Source organism: Paraneptunicella aestuarii (genome assembly GCF_019900845.1).
Classification (GTDB): domain Bacteria; phylum Pseudomonadota; class Gammaproteobacteria; order Enterobacterales; family Alteromonadaceae; genus Paraneptunicella; species Paraneptunicella aestuarii.
Genome location: NZ_CP074570.1, coordinates 4,264,092 through 4,283,149 on the forward strand (window position 1 = coordinate 4,264,092; position 19,058 = coordinate 4,283,149).

Annotated in this window: 20 protein-coding genes; 7 read left to right on the forward strand and 13 right to left on the reverse strand. The window is 43.1% G+C overall.

The window, feature by feature from the left end; genetic code table 11:
* Positions 1-133 precede the first annotated feature (133 nt).
* The gene (locus KIH87_RS16580) at positions 134-919 is read right to left on the reverse strand and encodes a substrate-binding periplasmic protein (protein ID WP_232358967.1); all 786 of its coding nucleotides are present in this window, start codon (positions 917-919) and stop codon (positions 134-136) included.
* Between the two features lie 286 nt (positions 920-1,205).
* Between KIH87_RS16580 and pyrC the strand changes: the two genes are divergently transcribed.
* Positions 1,206-2,240, forward strand: coding sequence for a dihydroorotase (gene pyrC / locus KIH87_RS16585; protein ID WP_232358968.1), 1,035 nt, complete (start codon positions 1,206-1,208; stop codon positions 2,238-2,240).
* A gap of 58 nt (positions 2,241-2,298) precedes the next feature.
* On the opposite strand, the gene KIH87_RS16590 is transcribed toward pyrC, so the two are convergent.
* Positions 2,299-3,450, reverse strand: coding sequence for a Na/Pi symporter (locus tag KIH87_RS16590; RefSeq protein WP_232358969.1), 1,152 nt, complete (start codon positions 3,448-3,450; stop codon positions 2,299-2,301).
* A gap of 437 nt (positions 3,451-3,887) precedes the next feature.
* Between KIH87_RS16590 and purE the strand changes: the two genes are divergently transcribed.
* Positions 3,888-4,379, forward strand: a complete 492-nt coding sequence (purE, locus tag KIH87_RS16595; RefSeq protein WP_232358970.1) for a 5-(carboxyamino)imidazole ribonucleotide mutase — start codon at positions 3,888-3,890, stop codon at positions 4,377-4,379.
* Positions 4,376-5,512: a 5-(carboxyamino)imidazole ribonucleotide synthase gene (locus tag KIH87_RS16600; protein ID WP_232358971.1), complete on the forward strand. Its 1,137-nt coding sequence runs from the start codon at positions 4,376-4,378 to the stop codon at positions 5,510-5,512. The genes purE and KIH87_RS16600 overlap by 4 nt, the downstream gene beginning before the upstream one ends.
* 12 nt (positions 5,513-5,524) lie before the next feature.
* On the opposite strand, the gene KIH87_RS16605 is transcribed toward KIH87_RS16600, so the two are convergent.
* Positions 5,525-6,232, reverse strand: coding sequence for a uracil-DNA glycosylase family protein (locus tag KIH87_RS16605; protein WP_232358972.1), 708 nt, complete (start codon positions 6,230-6,232; stop codon positions 5,525-5,527).
* A gap of 122 nt (positions 6,233-6,354) precedes the next feature.
* Positions 6,355-6,660 carry a DUF962 domain-containing protein gene (locus KIH87_RS16610; protein ID WP_232358973.1) on the reverse strand — a complete coding sequence of 102 codons (306 nt, stop codon included), beginning with the start codon at positions 6,658-6,660 and terminating at the stop codon, positions 6,355-6,357.
* 146 nt (positions 6,661-6,806) lie between these two features.
* Between KIH87_RS16610 and trxA the strand changes: the two genes are divergently transcribed.
* Together trxA and KIH87_RS16620 are read left to right on the forward strand one after the other, a co-directional pair.
* On the forward strand, positions 6,807-7,652 hold the full coding sequence (gene trxA / locus KIH87_RS16615) for a thioredoxin (RefSeq protein ID WP_232358974.1): 846 nt from the start codon (positions 6,807-6,809) through the stop codon (positions 7,650-7,652).
* 61 nt (positions 7,653-7,713) lie between these two features.
* Complete coding sequence (locus KIH87_RS16620) at positions 7,714-8,679, forward strand: zinc transporter ZntB (protein WP_232358975.1); 966 nt, start codon at positions 7,714-7,716, stop codon at positions 8,677-8,679.
* 25 nt (positions 8,680-8,704) lie between these two features.
* Here the strand turns inward: KIH87_RS16620 and KIH87_RS16625 are convergent, their stop codons facing one another.
* The 9 genes from KIH87_RS16625 to KIH87_RS16665 form a co-directional block, all read right to left on the reverse strand.
* Positions 8,705-9,424, reverse strand: coding sequence for an HAD-IA family hydrolase (locus tag KIH87_RS16625; RefSeq protein ID WP_232358976.1), 720 nt, complete (start codon positions 9,422-9,424; stop codon positions 8,705-8,707).
* Positions 9,425-9,580: 156 nt separating this feature from the next.
* On the reverse strand, positions 9,581-10,483 hold the full coding sequence (xerC, locus tag KIH87_RS16630; RefSeq protein WP_232358977.1) for a tyrosine recombinase XerC: 903 nt from the start codon (positions 10,481-10,483) through the stop codon (positions 9,581-9,583).
* A 38-nt stretch (positions 10,484-10,521) separates the two neighbouring features.
* On the reverse strand, positions 10,522-11,205 hold the full coding sequence (locus KIH87_RS16635; RefSeq protein ID WP_232358978.1) for a DUF484 family protein: 684 nt from the start codon (positions 11,203-11,205) through the stop codon (positions 10,522-10,524).
* Positions 11,202-12,032 carry a diaminopimelate epimerase gene (gene dapF, locus KIH87_RS16640; RefSeq protein WP_232358979.1) on the reverse strand — a complete coding sequence of 277 codons (831 nt, stop codon included), beginning with the start codon at positions 12,030-12,032 and terminating at the stop codon, positions 11,202-11,204. Before dapF ends, KIH87_RS16635 begins: the two co-directional genes overlap by 4 nt.
* A gap of 32 nt (positions 12,033-12,064) precedes the next feature.
* Positions 12,065-13,315, reverse strand: coding sequence for a diaminopimelate decarboxylase (gene lysA / locus KIH87_RS16645; RefSeq protein WP_232358980.1), 1,251 nt, complete (start codon positions 13,313-13,315; stop codon positions 12,065-12,067).
* A complete protein-coding gene (lptM, locus tag KIH87_RS16650) occupies positions 13,315-13,512 on the reverse strand; it encodes an LPS translocon maturation chaperone LptM (RefSeq protein WP_232358981.1) in 198 nt (65 codons plus the stop codon). The genes lysA and lptM overlap by 1 nt, the downstream gene beginning before the upstream one ends.
* Before the next feature lie 40 nt (positions 13,513-13,552).
* Positions 13,553-14,716 (reverse strand): HD domain-containing phosphohydrolase, encoded by a 1,164-nt coding sequence (locus KIH87_RS16655; protein ID WP_232358982.1) that lies wholly within the window; start codon positions 14,714-14,716, stop codon positions 13,553-13,555.
* A gap of 370 nt (positions 14,717-15,086) precedes the next feature.
* Complete coding sequence (locus KIH87_RS16660) at positions 15,087-16,073, reverse strand: lipase secretion chaperone (RefSeq protein ID WP_232358983.1); 987 nt, start codon at positions 16,071-16,073, stop codon at positions 15,087-15,089.
* Positions 16,074-16,169: 96 nt separating this feature from the next.
* Positions 16,170-17,090, reverse strand: coding sequence for a triacylglycerol lipase (locus KIH87_RS16665; protein WP_232358984.1), 921 nt, complete (start codon positions 17,088-17,090; stop codon positions 16,170-16,172).
* 335 nt (positions 17,091-17,425) lie between these two features.
* Here KIH87_RS16665 and rraB point away from each other — a divergent pair, with 335 nt between their 5' ends.
* Both rraB and KIH87_RS16675 read left to right on the forward strand, forming a co-directional pair.
* A complete protein-coding gene (gene rraB / locus KIH87_RS16670; RefSeq protein ID WP_232358985.1) occupies positions 17,426-17,779 on the forward strand; it encodes a ribonuclease E inhibitor RraB in 354 nt (117 codons plus the stop codon).
* 23 nt (positions 17,780-17,802) lie between these two features.
* Positions 17,803-19,032: a nucleoside recognition domain-containing protein gene (locus KIH87_RS16675; protein ID WP_232358986.1), complete on the forward strand. Its 1,230-nt coding sequence runs from the start codon at positions 17,803-17,805 to the stop codon at positions 19,030-19,032.
* Positions 19,033-19,058: the final 26 nt, after the last annotated feature.

Here is a 19,058-nt window from a genome sequence, read left to right on the forward strand (position 1 = left end):
AGTGGAAATGATACAAGCTAGAGCGAGAGGATATTACTTATAAGCAAAACGATGAGTAATAAAATCAGGGGATTGTCGGCCAAGAAACCCCCCAAAACAGGGGTAGAACAGCACGCGATGATACGAAGACAGCTTACTTATACCTGTCAAGAACCCGTAAACGACCACGATCTTGTTCTGGCAGGCTACGTTTAAAGCCGTTGATATATTCAGGTCTAGCTCGCACTTCCTCTAACGCCTTTGTTAAAGCGTCAACGACCGCTTTATCAGTGTTAATGTTCGCAGCAAGGTAAACATCGCGATCAAAATCTTCCGGGAAAAACTGTACGGACAATTGTGTTTCATCAAAACCATAGGCTTTAGCAAGGGGATGAATGAGTGTCAGATCTCCAACAAATAAATCAATTTTACGGCTGAACATCAGGTTCACAAGCTCTTTCAGAGTACCTCGTAAAATGAAATTTTCATCTTCTTTAAACCCCAGATCAATAAAATACTGTTGAGTAAAATCCTCCCTGATTACCCCTAAACGCCATTTTTTAACATCATCAAATGTTTTTAGTTTTATGTCTGTTCGATCTGAAAGATGAACGAAACCCAGCTTAAAGTGACCAATAGCCCCAATCCAGGCGAAATGTCTTTCGCGATTTTGAGTTCTTAAAATAGAGTAAATCAGAGTATTTTTATTGTTCTTGGCAATATTGTAAGCTCTAGCCCAAGGATAAACTTTAAAGTTCGCTTCTAACCCTGCTGTTGCTAATACATCTCTGACAATTTCGGTGCTTCTGCCACGCAATTCCCCGTCAACCATATACTGCAATGGAGGTGTTTCTTCGGTAACAACCTCCAAAGTCTCAGCATAAGCTCCATAGCAAAATAACGTAGCCCAAAACCAAAAAACGAATAAAAATCGATACATGAATAGCCAGGTACTAATGGCAGTTGTCTAAGTATAGAACATGAAAAAGCGCTTTAGGAGAAGAATCATTAAAATATGAACTTTCATGCTATAACTTCGCTCAAAGAACATGACTTTTAATATAAATTCACCCTTTTGCAGCAAATAATTGACCGAAAGTGCTATAAATTGACAAAATTTCTGTAAATCCTGCAAAAACCCTTAATGGATAGCGTACTATTTACGATAACCGTACCGGTTTAATAACATTTATCTATTAAAAAAAGAGAGCGCATCAGGAACAGCTATGACAGAGCTTACCATTATCCAACCCGACGATTGGCATGTTCATCTTAGAGATAACGACATGCTTCCCGAAACAGTGCCAGCAACGGCTAGATGCTTCAGAAGAGCCATTGTAATGCCAAACCTGGTTCCTCCTGTCACCAATGCTGAAATGGCTCTGCAGTATCGCTCAAGAATTGAAGCGGCTGCTCCAGCCGGAAGTGATTTTGAACCTCTATTAACGCTTTATCTTACAAATAAAACGCTCCCCGAAGATATTATTACGGCTAAACGGGCAGGCATTCTCGCTGCCAAGCTTTATCCTGCCGGTGCAACGACCAACTCCGATGCGGGTGTAGCTTCTTTATCAGCTCTCTACCCTGTTTTCGAAACGATGGCGGAACAGGGGATGTTGTTACTGGTTCATGGCGAAGTGACTGAATCTCACGTGGATATTTTTGATAGAGAGCAGCGCTTTATCGATGAACACCTGCGTGCTATCGTCGAAACCATCCCCAGCCTCAAAGTGGTGATGGAACATATCACGACTAAAGACGCCGTCGAATTTGTAAGTGGTGCAAGCGACAATGTTGCAGCCACGATCACTCCTCAACATTTAATGCTTAACAGGAACGACCTGTTAGTTGGCGGCATTCGACCACACAATTATTGTTTACCTGTTTTAAAGCGCAGCACCCATCAAGAAGCGCTACAAGAAGCCGTCTGCAGTGGTTCATCCAAGTTCTTCCTAGGCACAGATTCTGCACCTCATGAGCAAAGAAATAAAGAAAACGCCTGCGGTTGTGCCGGGTGTTACAGTGCCTGGAGTGCCATTGAACTCTACGCTCAAATTTTTGAAGACTTGGGAATACTGAATAAACTGGAAGCCTTTGCCAGCTTCTACGGTCCTGACTTTTACGGTCTTCCAAGAAATACCAAGACTATAACGTTAGTTCAGGAAACCTGGCAGATTCCAGAGAGTATTCAGTTACCGAATGGGCAGCCTATTGTGCCGTTTCATGCAGGACAAACATTACGTTGGAAGCTGGTGCAGTAAGCGAGATGTTGACGCTGAACTATCTGTCAGATAGTTCAGCATTCAATAAGAATAGTAATTACCCAGCAACCGTAATAATGGAAAGAGGAAGGATAAAAAACAGAGTCAGGATGTAAGCCAACCCGTATAACTTCTGCTCAGCCACATTCACAGACAGCTGATATGACAGGTTCAATGGAATGTTTCTCAAGAACTTCACTCCATAAATCACAACGACACCCAATACGTTATACATTAAATGTACAAAAGCGATCTGCAAAGCAAACCCCGCATTCGGGCCTGTAACGGCAATCGCCGCTAACAACGCGGTAATACATGTGCCGATATTCGCCCCCAGTGTAAATGGATAAATGTCTCGCGCAGTTAACACGCCATTTCCAACCAAAGGAACCACCAATGAAGTGGTAGTAGAAGACGACTGAACCAAAACAGTCACTACAGTACCAGAAGCTATACCACGTAACGGCCCCTTGCCAATGCTGCTATGCAGGATATCTTTAGCTTTCCCGACCATTAAAGACTTCATCGTCTTACCCATAAAGGTAATTGATATAATAATCAGGGCAACACCAATAATAGCCATTGTTACACCGGCATATACTGGAGACATAAAAGACAACCAGTCGGTTAGCACTGTACTAAAGGGTTGAGTAATCACTTTTATCGGGTTAAAGCCACCAATCACCATACCTGAGCTAGAAGAAAAAAGCTCCACCATGGCACCGCTTAATTTTTCCAAAAAGCCGAATGCAATTTCTAGAGGCAAAAAGATGAAAACGCAGATAACGTTGAAAAAGTCGTGAATGGTTGCGGCGTTAAAAGCACGCTGAAACTCTTCTTTGTCGGCAACATGCCCAAGGCTAACAATAGTGCTTGTAATGCTGGTGCCAATATTCGCGCCCATAATCATGGGAACAGCAATTTCTATCGGCAAACCACCGGCGACCATCGCGACAACAATTGAGGAGACTGTACTGGAGGATTGGATCAGAGCGGTGGAAACCATCCCAATAATCAATCCAAGAATGGGGTTAGCCGCAAATTCAAATAACGACTTGGCATGTTCACCGGTAGCAAGTTTAAAACCGGAACCGATCACTGTAACAGCAAGTAAAATACCGTAGACCAACAGTGCCAATAGTGCCCAATTCCATTTGTTGCTGCGTTCCGTTAAATCCGCACTTGCGAATTTCGTATCAGGCTGATTCATGTAACATCCAATAAATTTACTCAGGTGTTTTCTATTCAACATTCAACATTCACAGAACCGCCTTTCGCTCCCATCAACTCAATTTACGTAAGAACTAACGGAAGCACTATCTTGATGAATTATTAAACACCCAATGAAAATGGCGAGGGGATTCTAGCCGAATTACGACCAAGATTCCTACAGTATTTTTACATTATGATGAAAAATAGTTAGAAGTTTGCGACAAAGCAAACTTACACATAAACAAGAGTTCTACTCACTGCCTATCTGAGGTACAATTCGCCTTTTTTGATAGCCTTGCTACAGTATATTTAACCACGTTTGAGTTAATCTTCCCTTGGACTGATATCCCGGAATCCAGCGAATTTCAACCTGAGAGCCTTATTAGTTTCAAGGTGATAAAACCGTATTAACTGTTTGTAATTTATGAGGAAGATATGTCTAAAGTAGCCATAGTCATGGGTTCACAATCCGATTGGCCCACAATGCAACACGCAGCACAAATGTTGCAAAGCTTATCGGTGGAGTACGTGGCTCGTGTCGTGTCGGCTCACCGCACACCAAACTTGCTGACCGAGTTTGCCGAAAGCGCCGCAGACAACGGATTTGAAGTAATCATTGCAGGCGCTGGTGGTGCTGCACATCTACCCGGTATGATTGCCGCTCATACTCATTTGCCCGTTTTGGGCGTTCCCGTCAGTTCCAAAAACCTAAAGGGGCTGGATTCCCTTCTTTCTATTGTACAAATGCCTAAAGGGGTTGCGGTTGGCACCTTAGCCATTGGTGATGCCGGCGCTGCAAACGCAGGTTTATTGGCAGCACAAATTCTGGCGACCCATGATAAAGATCTGGCTCAACGCATTATTCAAATGCGTAAGGAGCAAACAGAAAAAGTTCTTCAAAACGCAGAATTGGAGCCTATCGAATGAATGTGCTGATATATGGTAGTGGCCAACTTGCTCGCATGATGTACCTGGCGGGTTGTCCTCTCGGAATTTATATCAATGCTGTAGATGTTGTAAAAGAACAGGTTGTTGATCCTGTCACCAAAGAGCCTCGTTCCATGACATTGGAACAGGCCATTGAAGATGCCGATGCAATTACCGTCGAGTTTGAACACATTCCAGAACACTTACTGGAAAAAGCAGCTCAGACAGGCAAATTGCGCCCAGGCATTGATGCCATCCTCGCCGGAGCTGATAGGGTTAGAGAAAAACGGCTACTGGACAAGTTGGGTGTTCCCAACTGCCCTCATCTTATCATTGATGATGTACAGCAATTACCCAACGCCGTTACGCAACTCGGTGACAAGATCATTCTGAAAGCCAGTCGCGATGGCTACGATGGCTATGGGCAATGGCGTATTCAATCCGCTTCCGATCTTCAAAAAGTCACCGAAGAGTTAGCGCAGTTGGATCTAAAGTCCGTTCCACTGATTGCAGAGAAAATGATGCAATTTCAACGGGAATTATCTTTGGTTGGTACACGTAGCGAAAACGGCAATTTTGAATTTTATCCCTTGGTTGAAAACCGCCATCATCAAGGGCAATTGCACCTCACGATTGCCCCCGCTCAGAACATCACCGATTCACTCACTGAACAAGCTCGCGATGCATTTTGCAAAATCGCAAACAAGCTGGGTTACATTGGTGTGCTAGCCGTTGAATTCTTTCAGGTAGATGGTCAACTTTTGGTAAACGAGATTGCACCTCGTGTGCATAACTCCGGTCACTGGAGTATGCAAGGAGCAGATACCTGCCAATTCGAAAACCATTTGCGTGCTGTCTGTAATTTGCCCATTGGTGATGTATCAACACATGCTTATTCTGCAATGGTCAACATTATTGGAGCTGGAAGCTTCTCAAGAGATATGTTGGCAATTCCGGGATGTCATCTGCACTGGTATGGCAAAGAGGCTCGAGCCAAGCGCAAGTTAGGCCACTTTAACTTGAATGCCCCTAGCTATCAGGTGCTAGGGCAAAGGTTAGAAAGCCTCTCCAGGCATCTTCCTGAAGAAGCATTCCCGCTTTTGAAGCCCGCAATAAAAGAGCTAAGTATTTAGCTCTTTATTGAATTAAACATTATCCAAGGGCGCGTAATCTGACTTGATATTCACATCATGAAAATCACCCCATGCATTCTCATTGAGGAATTTGGGAACCAGATCGCGCGCTCTCCCACCATACTTTTTTGAATATCTCCCCCACCAGGCACATCCAGGATGAGGTGTAATCAATACCGGAATACCGGCTCTTTCAGCGATAACTTTGCCAACATTTCCAGCCAATCGAGATGTAAAAATAATCAATTCTGGCTGCAATAATTCCAACAAAGACTCAAAAACCGAGATAGATACCTCTCTATCCAAAGGTTTAACTTTTATGCTACCCCCAGTGTTCTCCGCTGGCCTTTGGAAGAAATTGTAATAGGCAAAATGATTAAAAATCTGTGAAGGCCGTGAATATTGCAAAGAACATGCGTTTATTGCCTTGCCTAAATTTCGATAAATGGAAAACGACTTTCGAGGAAAGTTTTTATCAATATTGCACTCAATAATCCCAAACGTTGAAATCCATTTTCTCTCATCATCAGTGAGGCTCGACTGTGAGCCTGAATACCAGGCATCAGGATCTAAATGTATAGTCGCCGTTTCTGGTAGAAAGTGGCTTTCGCCAATAATCAGTAATCGCTTATGAGCCCCCGAATGGTAATGCTCACCAATCCATGGCTTCATGCAAGGATAGCGTGAATAGTGTTCGACTTCTTTTAATCTTTCAAACATATCAGGTTCTGTTCTCTATCAGAAAAACAAGCTGCAAGTGGGACTCAAGCAGCTTGTTAGATTGTATTAAGCAGAACAGTATATGTTTACGAGAACAATTTAAAGGTAACAATAAATACCAATTAAAATTTAATCTTCCCTGTCAAAATATCCTTAAACATCACCCAATCGCCCCAGAAACTGTATAGCGGATAGGTGAAGGTAGCCGGTTTATTTTTCTCGAAAAAGAAGTGTCCAATCCAGGCAAAACCATAGCCAATAAAGGGCAAGGCAATAAGTCCCGTCCATTGTTGAGTAGTGAAGACCCAAGCCAACACAGCCAAAACAAAGCACGAACCAATAAAATGTAAACGGCGACAAGTTTTATCTGAATGCTCAGATAAATAGAAAGGGTAAAACTCAGCAAAACTTTTATAGTTCTGAGACATAGCAGGCCAACTCCTCCAGCTTTGTATTGGCTGAAATATAACATGGCTTTTTCCGCAAAGGCTATTCCATTCAATCACTCACTTGTAATCATCCCGATAAACCCTATATTAACGGGCAAGCTAACAATTTAATCAATCACATCATTATGGAAAATATTATTAATATCACCCCAGAAAATTTTCAGCAGATCATATTAGAAGCTTCTCAGGAAAAACTGATCATGGTCGACTTCTGGGCTGATTGGTGTGAGCCCTGCAAATCGCTGATCCCCATTCTGGAAAAACTGGCTGCGCAATATTCCAATGACTTGATACTGGCAAAAGTGAATTGTGACGAGCAACAAGCTATTTCCATGCAATTTGGCGTGCGCAATTTACCGACAGTTATCTTTGTAAAAGACGGCCAGCCTGTCGATGGTTTTGCAGGTCTGCATACAGAGCAGCAAATTCGTGAAATGTTAGAAAAACACCTTCCTTCTCAGGACGATGCCTTATATCAACAAGCCTTAATGCTTTGTCATGAGAAAAACTTTAGCGATGCTTTTACCGCGGCCAAGCAAGCTCATGAGCTTGCCCCAGAACGCGCCGATATCAAAATACTACTGGCGGGCATCAATGTTGAGTTAGGTAAAATTGAGCAAGCTAAAGAATTGATCTCAACCATCGGGCTTGTGGATCAGGATGCTCAATATCAAGCCGTGTTGAGTAAGATTGAACTTGCAGAACAAGCGGCTGATACTCCAGAGATCCAAGCACTGCAAAAAATGTTGGAAGACGATCCTGACAACATGGAAACCAAAGTATCTCTCGCCGTGCAACTGCATCAAGCAAACCGTAGTGGGGAAGCGCTAGACTTGTTATTTCAGGTGTTAAGAAAAGACCTGAACTTTGGTGAAGCCAAGAAATTCGCTTTAGATATTATCAACGCACTACCAGAAGGCGATGAATTGGCATCCAAATTCAGACGTAAAATTTACAGTTTAATGTACTAGGGAGCTCCCTGTGGCTACACTCATACCAACGCTACGCTAACAGTAGAGAAAAAGGTGGAATATGTCCGAAGGATTACTTTGGGGATTTAAACGAAGTACCGAAAATGGATTGCAACCGATTAATGAGCTGAGTGAACTCAAGGTTGGAGATCACACAAACAGTCTTATCTGGTTGCACTTCAGGAGTGATAGCCCTGACACCCTTGAGCATTTAGAAGCTTTAGGCATTAGTCAGGATGTCATTGAGGTCTTGTGTGCTGAAGCAACTCGACCACGCTTTATTGAAAGCTCCAAGGGGCAAGTCATCTTTCTGCGAGCCATTAACAAGAATGAAAATGCCGATGCAGAAGACATGGTGTCGCTACGTATCTGGTTGCACGAAAATATTGTTATCACGACCCGGAGAAAAGAACGAGGTTTACTCTCAACAGTTAGAATTAAAACCCTGTTTGAAGAAGGTCAAGGCCCGGAAAGCGCTACAGAACTGGTATGTGAGTTAGTCAGCACTATCACTCAGATCATTGGAGAAGTTGTAGAGGAACTGGATGACAAGCTTTCTGAATGTGAAGAAATCGCAGATACCGGTGATTCAAACCAACTTGAGATTGTTCAGATCCGCAGGCAATGTGCCAAGTTACGTCGATTTCTTGCACCACAAAGGGAAGCACTTAAAGATCTCTACCGAAGCAGTAAAGGCTTTGCAGATGCCGAGCAAATCCAACTGCGCGAACAATTTGATTCCATGACCAGACATGTTGAGGAGTTAGAATTAATTAAAGAGCGAGCCTTGGTGCTACACGATGAGCAAAAACAACATATTGCAGAGCAGCAAACAACTCGCCTGTACGTGCTATCTCTGGTCACAGCAGTATTTCTTCCGCTTTCATTCCTGACAGGCGTGTTTGGTATGAATGTGGCTGGGTTACCGGGGTTAGAGAATCCAGAATCCTTTTTTTATTTAATGACTGGGATGGGAATTATCGCTGTGGTTGTATTGCTATTGATGCGGTTAAGTAAATGGTTCTAGTTCTAACTTTAGATAGAACCTTTTCCTAACACAGCAACTGCACTAACTCATCCAAATCGGAGAATTCTACATCAGGTAATACCTTTGCGGGCTCCCTGGCCATATTCATCTCACGATTATGAGCATACCAGGCCGAACGAAAGCCATTGTTAACACTACCCCACACATCGTTAAATAAATTATCACCAACGTGCAAAACTTCACGCGACGACAAATTCAAATGATCTTTAGCGCGATCAAACATGAAAGGCTTGGGCTTCATAGGACTTTGCAAACTGGCATGTAAAGTCAGTTTGAAATACTGACCAATGCCAACACGGTCAACATCGACATTACCATTGGTGATAGCAACGAGCGGATATTTATCAGCCAATGCATCCAAGACTGCATGGATTTTATCTTCCACTTTAAAGTTGCTACGATGAAAACTGAATGTCTGAAATGCCCCCTCTACTGCTTCATCCAAACGGCCATTAGACACGCCACATTCAATTAAACCACGACGTAATACCGTTTTACGCAGCACTATCATGTCATTGACATAGTGGGGGAAATCTTTCAAAACTTCACGTTTCAGCGAAAACCAAAAATCCTGAGAATAATCTTTGGTTTCTGGATATCTGTCAGCCAAAAAATCAAACTGCGCCTTTTCAGCAATACGCAAAATCGGATGATTGTCATAAAAAGTATCATCCAAATCGAAAGTCACTGCTTTAACAGGTTGCCAACGACGATAGAAGATCACAACAAGTTCCTTTATTGCTATAAAACCTGAACTCAGGTTATTTAACTAACAGATGAAATGGTATCAGGGGGTACAGTAAACCACGAAAGAAATATTTTTACCAAGAAATATCCTCTGTTTAACCTGAACTATGTTATTTCCTTAAAACAAAAACCATCATTTCTTCGCTCTGGGATGAGCCTTATCGTAAACCTGTGCCAAATGCTGAAAGTCTAAATGAGTATAGACTTGAGTCGTCGATAAATTTGCGTGGCCTAATAGCTCTTGTACACCCCGTAAATCGCCGCTGGATTCCAGCAAATGTGTGGCATAGGAATGTCGAAGTTTATGAGGACTGACAGGACGATGAAGGTGCTGCTCACGAGCCCAATGCTCCATGCGTTTGGCAATTTGACGAGTGCTAATGCGCTGTTTGCGTTTCGATAAAAACACAGCTTGCTCACCAATATCAGCCAATTGTCCTCGTATTTTCAACCATTCAGACAACGCTTCTCTGGCAACCTTCCCCACTGGCAGGATCCGTTCCTTACTGCCCTTACCTCGAACTCGAAGCCGTCGCCCGGCATCTTCAATATTCACCAGATTAAGCCCTGATAATTCCGACAAACGCAATCCGCAACCATATGCCAATTCCATAATCGCTTTATCACGAACAGCCAGTACAGAGTCATCATTAATATTGAGTAATTGCGTCATTTCATCAACGCTAAGCTGCTTCGGTAATGGTCGTCCCTGCTTCGGCGCACTAATGCTTTGAGCGGGATTATTCTGCAACACCCCCTGACTAACCAAAAAGCGGCAAAAAGTGCGTAAGGCAGATAGACGAAGTGCAATACTGCGAGGACTTAAATTATTTCGGCGAGCTTGAGCAAGAACCGATTTAACATGCTGGCTGGTTAACTGAGACCAATCTTTGACAGGGATTTGTGAAGCGATCACCAGCAATTGTCGCTGATAATTATCTAGAGTTTTGCCCGACAGATTCCTCTCATATTTCAAAAATCCAACAAAATCGTCGATGTTGTTAATCAAGGCTTGAGGGATCTGTTCATCGCTCATAGGCAAAACTCTTTATATTTCCTTGCAATATTCTCCAATTATCCCAGCACTTTGCAGACCAATAAGGTCAGAAGTTGTTGCAGTTGGGCAATTAGCAAGGTATCCATTTCTGGAGAAAAGTGATCCGGCTCTTTACTGGCAATGGCAAGAATACCAAGTTCACCGTCGTCCCCCAGTAACATCAAGGCAACCGATTCCACTTCTTGCTCACCAAATAAAATGGCATTCTCTTGTTGTGTCATACGACCGAAGAAAAAGCCTTTCTGCTTGAATCGTTTGTTCTTCAATAAATCACGATCTGCTTGAGAGAGCGCATTGTCTGCATTAAATATGCTTAACGCCACAGCGGCTAATGCAAATTCTTTTTCGATGCTGTCATTTAGTGTCGTGCGCATTTCGTCAATGCTATTACACTGAAACAGCCGCAAATTCAGCTCAGCATACAGGCGATAAATCTTTTCATTGTGTTTGGCAACGGTCATTAGTTGACTGATTTGCACCTGTAATTCATGCACCTTATCTCTTAGCTGTTCTGATTGCAGCTCAACCAAAGACACCGCGCCTTTCTTTTGATGGGGGATCTTTAATTCTTCTGCCAGTAGAGGATACTGATTAAAAAAATCAGGATTTGCCAATAGGTAATTCTTAACCTGCAGGGCATCCAGCTCAATCGCATCATCCTGATTTTTCGTTATTTTTATTGTATTACCTGATTCACTCATATATTGATGCTTCCATCAAAAACATGCTCGGCCGGGCCGGTCATTTTTACTACACTATCATTACCGTTATACCGAATTCTAAGGGAACCACCAGGTAAGTCCACCCTCACATCATTTCCCAACTTATTCTGAAGCTGCCCAACTACGGCTGCAGCACAGGCTCCGCTTCCACATGCCAAGGTTTCACCCACGCCTCGTTCAAACACACGTAACTTAATGTGCTCCGGAGATAATATTTGCATAAAACCAACGTTCACACCTTCGGGGAATCGCTCATGCTTTTCCAGAGCAGGCCCCAGCGTTTCTACCGGTGCGGTGTCGACATCATCGACTTCCAATACACAATGAGGGTTGCCCATAGAAACAGCGCCATAAAACACGGTGGTATCTTCTACACGAATAACGTAAGTGCTTTCCTGTTTGTTCGCTTTCATCGGAATTTCGGCTGGCAATAACAGGGGTTTCCCCATGTTGACCGTTACCTGGCCATCATTTTCCAGATACAACACCATGCGCCCAGCTTTGGTGCTAACAATAATCTTATTGCGATTGGTTAGCCCCTTCATTTTAACGAAGCGACCAAAGCAACGAGCGCCGTTGCCGCACTGCGACACCTCGGAACCATCCGCATTGAAGATTCGATAATGGAAATCCTGATCAGGATCGTAAGGCGGTTCAACCAATAACATTTGGTCGAAGCCGACACCAAAATTGCGATCCGCTAATTGACGGATCTTTTCTTTCGAGAAATACACGTTTTGAGTCAAATTATCGATAACAACAAAGTCATTACCCAACCCGTGCATTTTAGAAAAATTAATCAGCATGGAGACAACCGTAACACATTAATCGAACTAGTTTATGGGAGTTTGCACTCACCTTTCCAGAGATCTTGCAATTTTTCGCGCTCTCTTACTAAATAAACCTGGTCGCCGTCCACCATAACTTCGGCAGGTCTAACGCGAGTATTGTAATTAGACGACATCACAAATCCATATGCACCGCAGCTTCGCACGGCAATCAAGTCTCCTTCCTGTATCGCTAATTCACGATCTTTACCCAGAAAGTCTCCAGTTTCACAAACTGGCCCCACGACATCATATATGGCCTTGTGCGTTGATTCGCAACGATTAACCTCAATAATATTTTGCCAGGCGGAATAGAGTGAAGGACGAATCAAATCATTCATTGCCGCATCAATAATAGCGAAGTTTTTCTCTGCATTTTTCTTCAGGAATTCAACCTTTGTGACAAGAATGCCAGCATTTGCAGCTATCGCTCTTCCCGGCTCAAAAATCAAGGTGAGTTCTGGACGATCTTTCAGCCTCTCAGCCAAGGCTTTAGCGTATTCATCAGGATGCGGAGGCGTTTCTTTGTTGTAAGTGACACCTAATCCACCACCCACATCCAGGTGTGAAATATGAATTCCTTTTGCGGCCAGTTCATCCACCAGCACTAATAGTCTATCCAAAGCATCAACGAAAGGTTTAATGTCCGTTAATTGAGAACCGATATGGCAATCCATTCCCACAACCTTGATATGTTCCATTTGAGAAGCTTGCTCATAGATAGAAATAGCCACTTCTCGTTCAATACCAAATTTGTTGGCCTTTAAACCTGTTGAAATGTAAGGGTGAGTACCAGCATCGACATCCGGGTTAACACGCAAGGAGATCGGCGCGACTTGGTTCATTTCTCCTGCCACTTTATTAATACGCAATAATTCGGCTTGCGATTCCACGTTAAAACACATGATATGTTGTTCTAACGCATAGCGGATCTCGGATTCGGTCTTCGCTACACCAGAAAAGACAACTTTTTTAGGATCACCACCGGCTTCAATCACTCTCGCCAACTCACCACCAGAAACGATATCAAACCCTGAGCCCAGGCGAGCGAGCACGTTCAACACTCCTAAATTTGAGTTCGCTTTTACCGCATAACAAACCAGATGAGGTCTTGCACCTGCAGCTTTATCGAATGCATGCCAATGGCGCTCAATGGTAGCACGGGAATAGATATAGGTAGGTGTGCCATATTGTGCCGCGATATCTTCAACAGCGACATTTTCGGCAAACAAGCGTTGCCCCTGATATTGAAAATAATCCATCAGTTGCCCTCAGCTTGTTTTGGTTCTGGCTGTGATTGTGTGTTGGTTTCAGATTCAGTCTGTTGTGATTCAGCAGATTGAATGGCGTCCTGTTTATTCTTTAGCTTGTCCAGATCCGGAAGATACAGTGGCCCTTTTTGCCCACATGCCGCTAATAAAAATACAGATAAGGCGATAAATAACCGACCTTTTCTCATTGCAAACCTCAAATACTTCTTTTACTGGAAATGACCAGGTTTACTCAGTCCTGGTCAGTAGTTTGCCCATCGCAACATTAAACAGCTTCATCCATTTCTGGCAAAATTGCCCCTTCGGCAAGCTATTCATTTCGATGACTGCGCGTTTTTTCGGTCGTTTAAGATGATTGTCTTTTGCACGTTGATGAGTCAGCGCTTCAAAGGTATCTAAAATACCTAACAGCTTTGCGCCCTCACAAATGTCTTTTTCTTGTAATCCCAGTGGATAGCCAGAACCATCGCAACGCTCATGATGCTGCATAACAATTTTACGGGCTTCGTTCCACTGATCCAGATGTTCCAATAATCTTGAGCTTTTGTAAACATGGGAACGCAACAGATTAAATTCTGCAATTTCGAGTTCATCACGCTTATGCAAAATATTGAGTGGCATGAATGCCATACCAAAATCGTGAACATAACATGCGACCAATAACTGATCGTTATCGATAGGCTCACCAGCCAGTTTATTGATAAACAAGGCCAACTTGGCAATTCGATCTCCACGTCCTTCCCAATACATCGAGCGACGCTCAATAGGTTTCATTAACTCTCGGAAGAAGCGAATATCTATTTGTTTATCTTCACTGATTTCGTTTGGAATGCCGATATCTGAAAGCGGATCAGGCTTTTGAGAGCCATTACCAGACGGGCTTTCGCTGCCCCTACCTTCACCGTGTTCATCAGACTGAGCATCCAGAGAAGGATCAAGCAACAAAACACACTCTTTCAGTAATTTCTCATGCTGGTCAGCATTGTCAGGCTTAATACGATTTATATGCTTAACCAAATGCTTGAACAGCTCGTCGTCATACTGAGCTGAACCAGTATTAATGCAACTTTCAACGAAGATTTTAACGCGATCCATACTTAACAGAACCAGATCACTCATGGTACTGGTGTAATTGATTTGACCATTACGCAAAAAGTCGAGCAAATCTTCAACATGCTGCAACAAGGGAATAAGTGGCGAGAAATTCACCATTCCCAAATCACCTTTAATAGTGTGAATCGAACGGAACAAAGCGCGCTGTAATTCGTTGTCTTGCGGATTCTCTTCCAGATCAATTAATGTCTGTTCGCTTTCTTCGTACAGTTCATTGATCTCTTCAAGCAAATCACCAAGAATTTCGTCGTCTAAGTCTTCGTGTTCAAAGGTCTGCATGTGTCCAATTGCCCTCAATTAAATGACCTGTAATATCACTAGCGGATAATAGTACGCTCAATGATGCTCGTACCTAGTCGGACTTGTAAATATGATTATAGGGGAAGCGGGATCAATATGCACTCAAGGTTCATTGACTCGCTCACCACTATGATAGCGTATAAATGTCATCGATTCAGAATCTAATACGCCTTAATATTTTACCTTATCAATATTCCCGAAACCGAGTTAATAAGACAACAATTTTCAATCGATTTTACGATTGAAAATGTATTGAGTCGTGTTGAGACAAAATAGCACGATTCAGAATGTTCGGTTCGAGCAGAACCTTATGTATATCAGATGGAAGACAAATTTACGAAAAAAATACTTATTGTCCAGCAGATAAAAGCTTGGGGTTACGTAAAAACACATCAAGGCGTTTTTGTTCCTGGGCTGTAAACCCTTCCTCTCGCAATGCCTGTATTTGTTGCGCTTGCTGTTCAGGTGTGAGCGATGTATCGGCATCAATGCGTTGCATTTGTTGTTTAAAATCAGAAACCCGTTGCTGCCATTGATCAGCATTATCCAATGTTGCAGACAATCGTTGTGCCGCTTCTTCACCATATTCAGCACTTAAACGTGCTAAACGTTGTTCTTTGGTTAGTGACTTAGCTTCTTGCTTCAAGGTTTGTAATTTGCGGATCTCCATAGAAGGCTGCAGCGCCTCGCGGGCAGATTCAGATAACTGAGCAATGTTCTGCTGCAAAAGTTGTTGTTTTTGTTCTGGTGTTAAATCTTTGTCTTGTTGAATACGCAGCCTTGCCAAAGCCATTTCATCATATTCATTTTGTTCTGAGAATAATGCTTGAATTTCCTCGGCAGAAAAGTAATCCAGACGTAATTGCTGCATGGCATAAAGAACATCCGACATATGATCAGCACTAAATATTCGCTCATGATCCAGCGATTTAATCTCTGACAAGGCATCCTTGTACTGCACATATCGAGTGAAAACATCTTGCAGAATGTCGGAGGCTTCTGAGTCATAACCATTTTGCATAGCCCACTCATGTAATGCCTTGAGCATAAGGGTCTGATTACGTTCTTCATTACCAGCAATGATTTCATCGAACAGCACCAAAGTCTCCGCAGACAGTTGGTATGCTTTGCTTTCACCTTGAATAAGTTGGTTTGGATTTTCTATGTACTTATGCTCAGAGGATACACTTACTGCATCATTGCTGTTCGCGTCCATTTGCTTAGTGGTTTGTCTCTCATGGGAAGTGGATTCATCCGGCTTAAAATTCCAGTAACCTGTTGCAACCAAAGCGAGTAAAACGATGGGCAGCCATACTCTCCTGACAAACTTCCTCATGACAAACTCCAAAGACTAAAGGCAAAAATGAAGAAAGGAAGAAGCACCCTGCCAGCGAACTAACAAAGTGCTTCTTTGCACGTGAGAATCGGTAGATTACAGACCTTTGTTTTTCAGTCTGTTAGCGTGGCTTCTAAACACATTCTTAGGATCAGTTTCCCAAAGATCGGTAATACCAAATGTTTGGTTCACTTCGTCCAAATGGTTCATGTCGTAGTGATCATTAATCACTTTACCCAAACGAGAGCTACAAGATGAAACCAAGCCATCATCAGCACCAGGAATAATCCAGGAAGTGATTTCCATGAATGGGTCAACAGGATCGAAAATATTGGTATAAGGGTCTGCACCGCTCCATGAATAGTAATAGACACCATTTCCAGCTAATTCATCGCCCTGACCACAGTAATAGCTTGGAACACCCTCAGGGTAACGACTGTTAAACTGAATCGTCCCTTGAGTTGTTAATGAGTTCAAAGCGGCAATAGTGTCGGTAGGTAATTCTGAGTGACCAGACAAGTATTCAATTAGATTGGTGAAGGCATTCACAACTGCGCCAATGATGTACTCAGAAAATGAACCTTCAGGAATAACGCCACGCATTGCGTCAGCAACTGGCGAGCCCCAGTTAACACCACCAACAGAAGTCACAGAAGCTACCAACTCAGGTGCTACCGATGCAACATAACGAGATGTTGGGCTACCATGGCTATGGCCAATCAGGTTGACCTTTTTAGCACCTGTGATCGCCAAAATTTCGCGTACCTCTTGTAGAAGTTGCTCACCGCGAACCTCTGAACTGTTACCAGCAGATACGCTAGTAACAAAGACTTTCGCACCATCCTTGCTAAGAGCTTGAGGAATTCCATAGAAGTAATCAATTCCAAGAATATCATCAAAGCCAAACAATCCATGTACCAAAACGATAGGGTATTTAGTTTGGGTGTAGGTTCCAGCATTAACGGTTGATGCAAGACACATCAGTAATACTGCGAACAGCTTGACACAATGTTTCATAAGGATGCTCCAAATTAGCAGTGGGTAAATTGGTAACCTGCGACACATCTTTCATTATTATCACTTCATAGGGTCGAGATGAGTTAACTGGTTAATATTCAATCGCGGTAAATATTATTCTGGTCTGACCAGTATAGTCAACACCCAATTTTCATTTTTTTGATCTTTTATTAACTTCTTTAACATTTGCCGAGGTGATGTATTTAACCAAAGCTAAATTAAGTCCAGCCTTTGAGCAGACGAACCCAAACACTCGATCAAGAAGGTCGCGCCAACCAGAAAAGCAAGATACACTTGCCAACATTCCTCCTTTCCAACCAAGGAACACTAGCCTTATGAGTACGTTTGATGCCACACCAGACTGGTATGAATTTAACAGTGAAACCGTTGACGCTTTATTAGCTGACGGCAGCAACCCAACACTTCCGCATACCATTGAATATCATTTGGCTGGAAAAGACTTCGACAAACTGGAAAAAGCCGCTGTCGATTTATTCAAAGCCGGGTTTGAAGTGAGTGACGCAGAAGAACTGCAACTTGACGATGGCAGCAATATCTTCAGCTTCGATGCCATCAAAGAAATGAAGCTGGATTTGGATACTCTCAACAAAGACACCAAATTCCTGCTTGAAATCGCAGAGAAACATGGCGTGTTTTACGACGGTTGGGGCACTTACTTCGTTGAATAATCAGGTTTATTGAGTCACCAACCGTGCTGAACCGAATCTGGTTGTCATTCTTTTTTATCGCTGCCATATCAGCGCTATATCAATGGCTATGGCTCGGTAATCAGGCCATTTTTACTGACCTGATCCAAGCCATGTTTGATATGAGTAAAGTCAGCGTCGATATTGCTATCGGCCTGGTTGGTGCGCTTAGTTTATGGCTCGGTATTTTTAAAATTGCTGAACACAATGGCTGGATCGGCAAAATTGCCACTTGGCTTACCCCTCTGTTTCGTCGCCTGATGCCAGAAATTCCCGCCAAGCATCCGGCAATTGGCTCTATTACTATGAATTTATCCGCCAATGTTTTGGGCTTAGATAATGCCGCAACGCCTTTGGGAATTAAGGCAATGCAAGACTTGCAGAGTCTGAATAAAACCCCTGAATTTGCCAGCAACGCTCAAATTCTATTTTTGGTGCTAAACACGTCATCTGTCACCCTGTTTCCCATTTTTGTTTTTGTCTACAGAGCTCAGCAAGGTGCCGCCATACCGACAGATGTGTTTTTACCAATATTAATCACGACAAGCTGCTCTTCCATCGCAGGTTTGCTCGCTGTTGCCGCAGTTCAACGCATCAATTTGTTTAATCAGGTCATTTTGCTCTACGCCACCTTAGCCTTTGCGGTTCTGGGTGGCTTGCTGTTGTACTTCGTGACCTTGCCGGCAGCCTTAGTAGGGGAACAATCGGCATTACTGGCAAACATTCTGATCTTCTTTTTTATCGTCGGAGTGTTATTCAGTGCCTATCGACAGAAATTAGACGCCTATAGCTTGTTTATCGAAGGAGCCAAAGAAGGATTCAAACAAGCCGTTTTTTTGATTCCTTACTTACTGGCAATGCTGGTGGCTATTGGTGTACTACGCGCCAGTGGGAGTATCGATCTTTTTGTTGCTGGCATAGCAAAACTGTTCGCCGCCTTGGGTATGAATACCAACTTTGTCGACGCTTTGCCGACAGCTATCATGAAGCCTTTGTCTGGCAGTGGTGCAAGAGCCATGATGGTAGAAACCATGCAAGTGCATGGCGCTGATTCATTTGCAGGTCGCTTAGCGTCAATTTTTCAAGGCTCAACAGAAACCACCTTTTACGTACTCGCGGTGTATTTTGGCGCGGTGGGAATTAAGCATAGTCGTCATGCGATACCCTGCGCTCTTGTTGCTGACGTAACAGCCATTGTCGCTGGCACGACTATCGCCTATATTTTCTTTAGCTAATCAAGCCACTTTTTTCTATTCAGGTT

What these genes read in the sequence shown, in the direction of transcription:
- KIH87_RS16580 (WP_232358967.1), bottom strand. Translation starts at nt 919, where the DNA reads ATGTATCGATTTTTATTCGTTTTTTGGTTTTGGGCTACGTTATTTTGC.
- pyrC (WP_232358968.1), top strand. Translation starts at nt 1,206, where the DNA reads ATGACAGAGCTTACCATTATCCAACCCGACGATTGGCATGTTCATCTT.
- KIH87_RS16590 (WP_232358969.1), bottom strand. Translation starts at nt 3,450, where the DNA reads ATGAATCAGCCTGATACGAAATTCGCAAGTGCGGATTTAACGGAACGC.
- purE (WP_232358970.1), top strand. Translation starts at nt 3,888, where the DNA reads ATGTCTAAAGTAGCCATAGTCATGGGTTCACAATCCGATTGGCCCACA.
- KIH87_RS16600 (WP_232358971.1), top strand. Translation starts at nt 4,376, where the DNA reads ATGAATGTGCTGATATATGGTAGTGGCCAACTTGCTCGCATGATGTAC.
- KIH87_RS16605 (WP_232358972.1), bottom strand. Translation starts at nt 6,232, where the DNA reads ATGTTTGAAAGATTAAAAGAAGTCGAACACTATTCACGCTATCCTTGC.
- KIH87_RS16610 (WP_232358973.1), bottom strand. Translation starts at nt 6,660, where the DNA reads ATGTCTCAGAACTATAAAAGTTTTGCTGAGTTTTACCCTTTCTATTTA.
- trxA (WP_232358974.1), top strand. Translation starts at nt 6,807, where the DNA reads ATGGAAAATATTATTAATATCACCCCAGAAAATTTTCAGCAGATCATA.
- KIH87_RS16620 (WP_232358975.1), top strand. Translation starts at nt 7,714, where the DNA reads ATGTCCGAAGGATTACTTTGGGGATTTAAACGAAGTACCGAAAATGGA.
- xerC (WP_232358977.1), bottom strand. Translation starts at nt 10,483, where the DNA reads ATGAGCGATGAACAGATCCCTCAAGCCTTGATTAACAACATCGACGAT.
- KIH87_RS16635 (WP_232358978.1), bottom strand. Translation starts at nt 11,205, where the DNA reads ATGAGTGAATCAGGTAATACAATAAAAATAACGAAAAATCAGGATGAT.
- dapF (WP_232358979.1), bottom strand. Translation starts at nt 12,032, where the DNA reads ATGCTGATTAATTTTTCTAAAATGCACGGGTTGGGTAATGACTTTGTT.
- lysA (WP_232358980.1), bottom strand. Translation starts at nt 13,315, where the DNA reads ATGGATTATTTTCAATATCAGGGGCAACGCTTGTTTGCCGAAAATGTC.
- lptM (WP_232358981.1), bottom strand. Translation starts at nt 13,512, where the DNA reads ATGAGAAAAGGTCGGTTATTTATCGCCTTATCTGTATTTTTATTAGCG.
- KIH87_RS16655 (WP_232358982.1), bottom strand. Translation starts at nt 14,716, where the DNA reads ATGCAGACCTTTGAACACGAAGACTTAGACGACGAAATTCTTGGTGAT.
- KIH87_RS16660 (WP_232358983.1), bottom strand. Translation starts at nt 16,073, where the DNA reads ATGAGGAAGTTTGTCAGGAGAGTATGGCTGCCCATCGTTTTACTCGCT.
- KIH87_RS16665 (WP_232358984.1), bottom strand. Translation starts at nt 17,090, where the DNA reads ATGAAACATTGTGTCAAGCTGTTCGCAGTATTACTGATGTGTCTTGCA.
- rraB (WP_232358985.1), top strand. Translation starts at nt 17,426, where the DNA reads ATGAGTACGTTTGATGCCACACCAGACTGGTATGAATTTAACAGTGAA.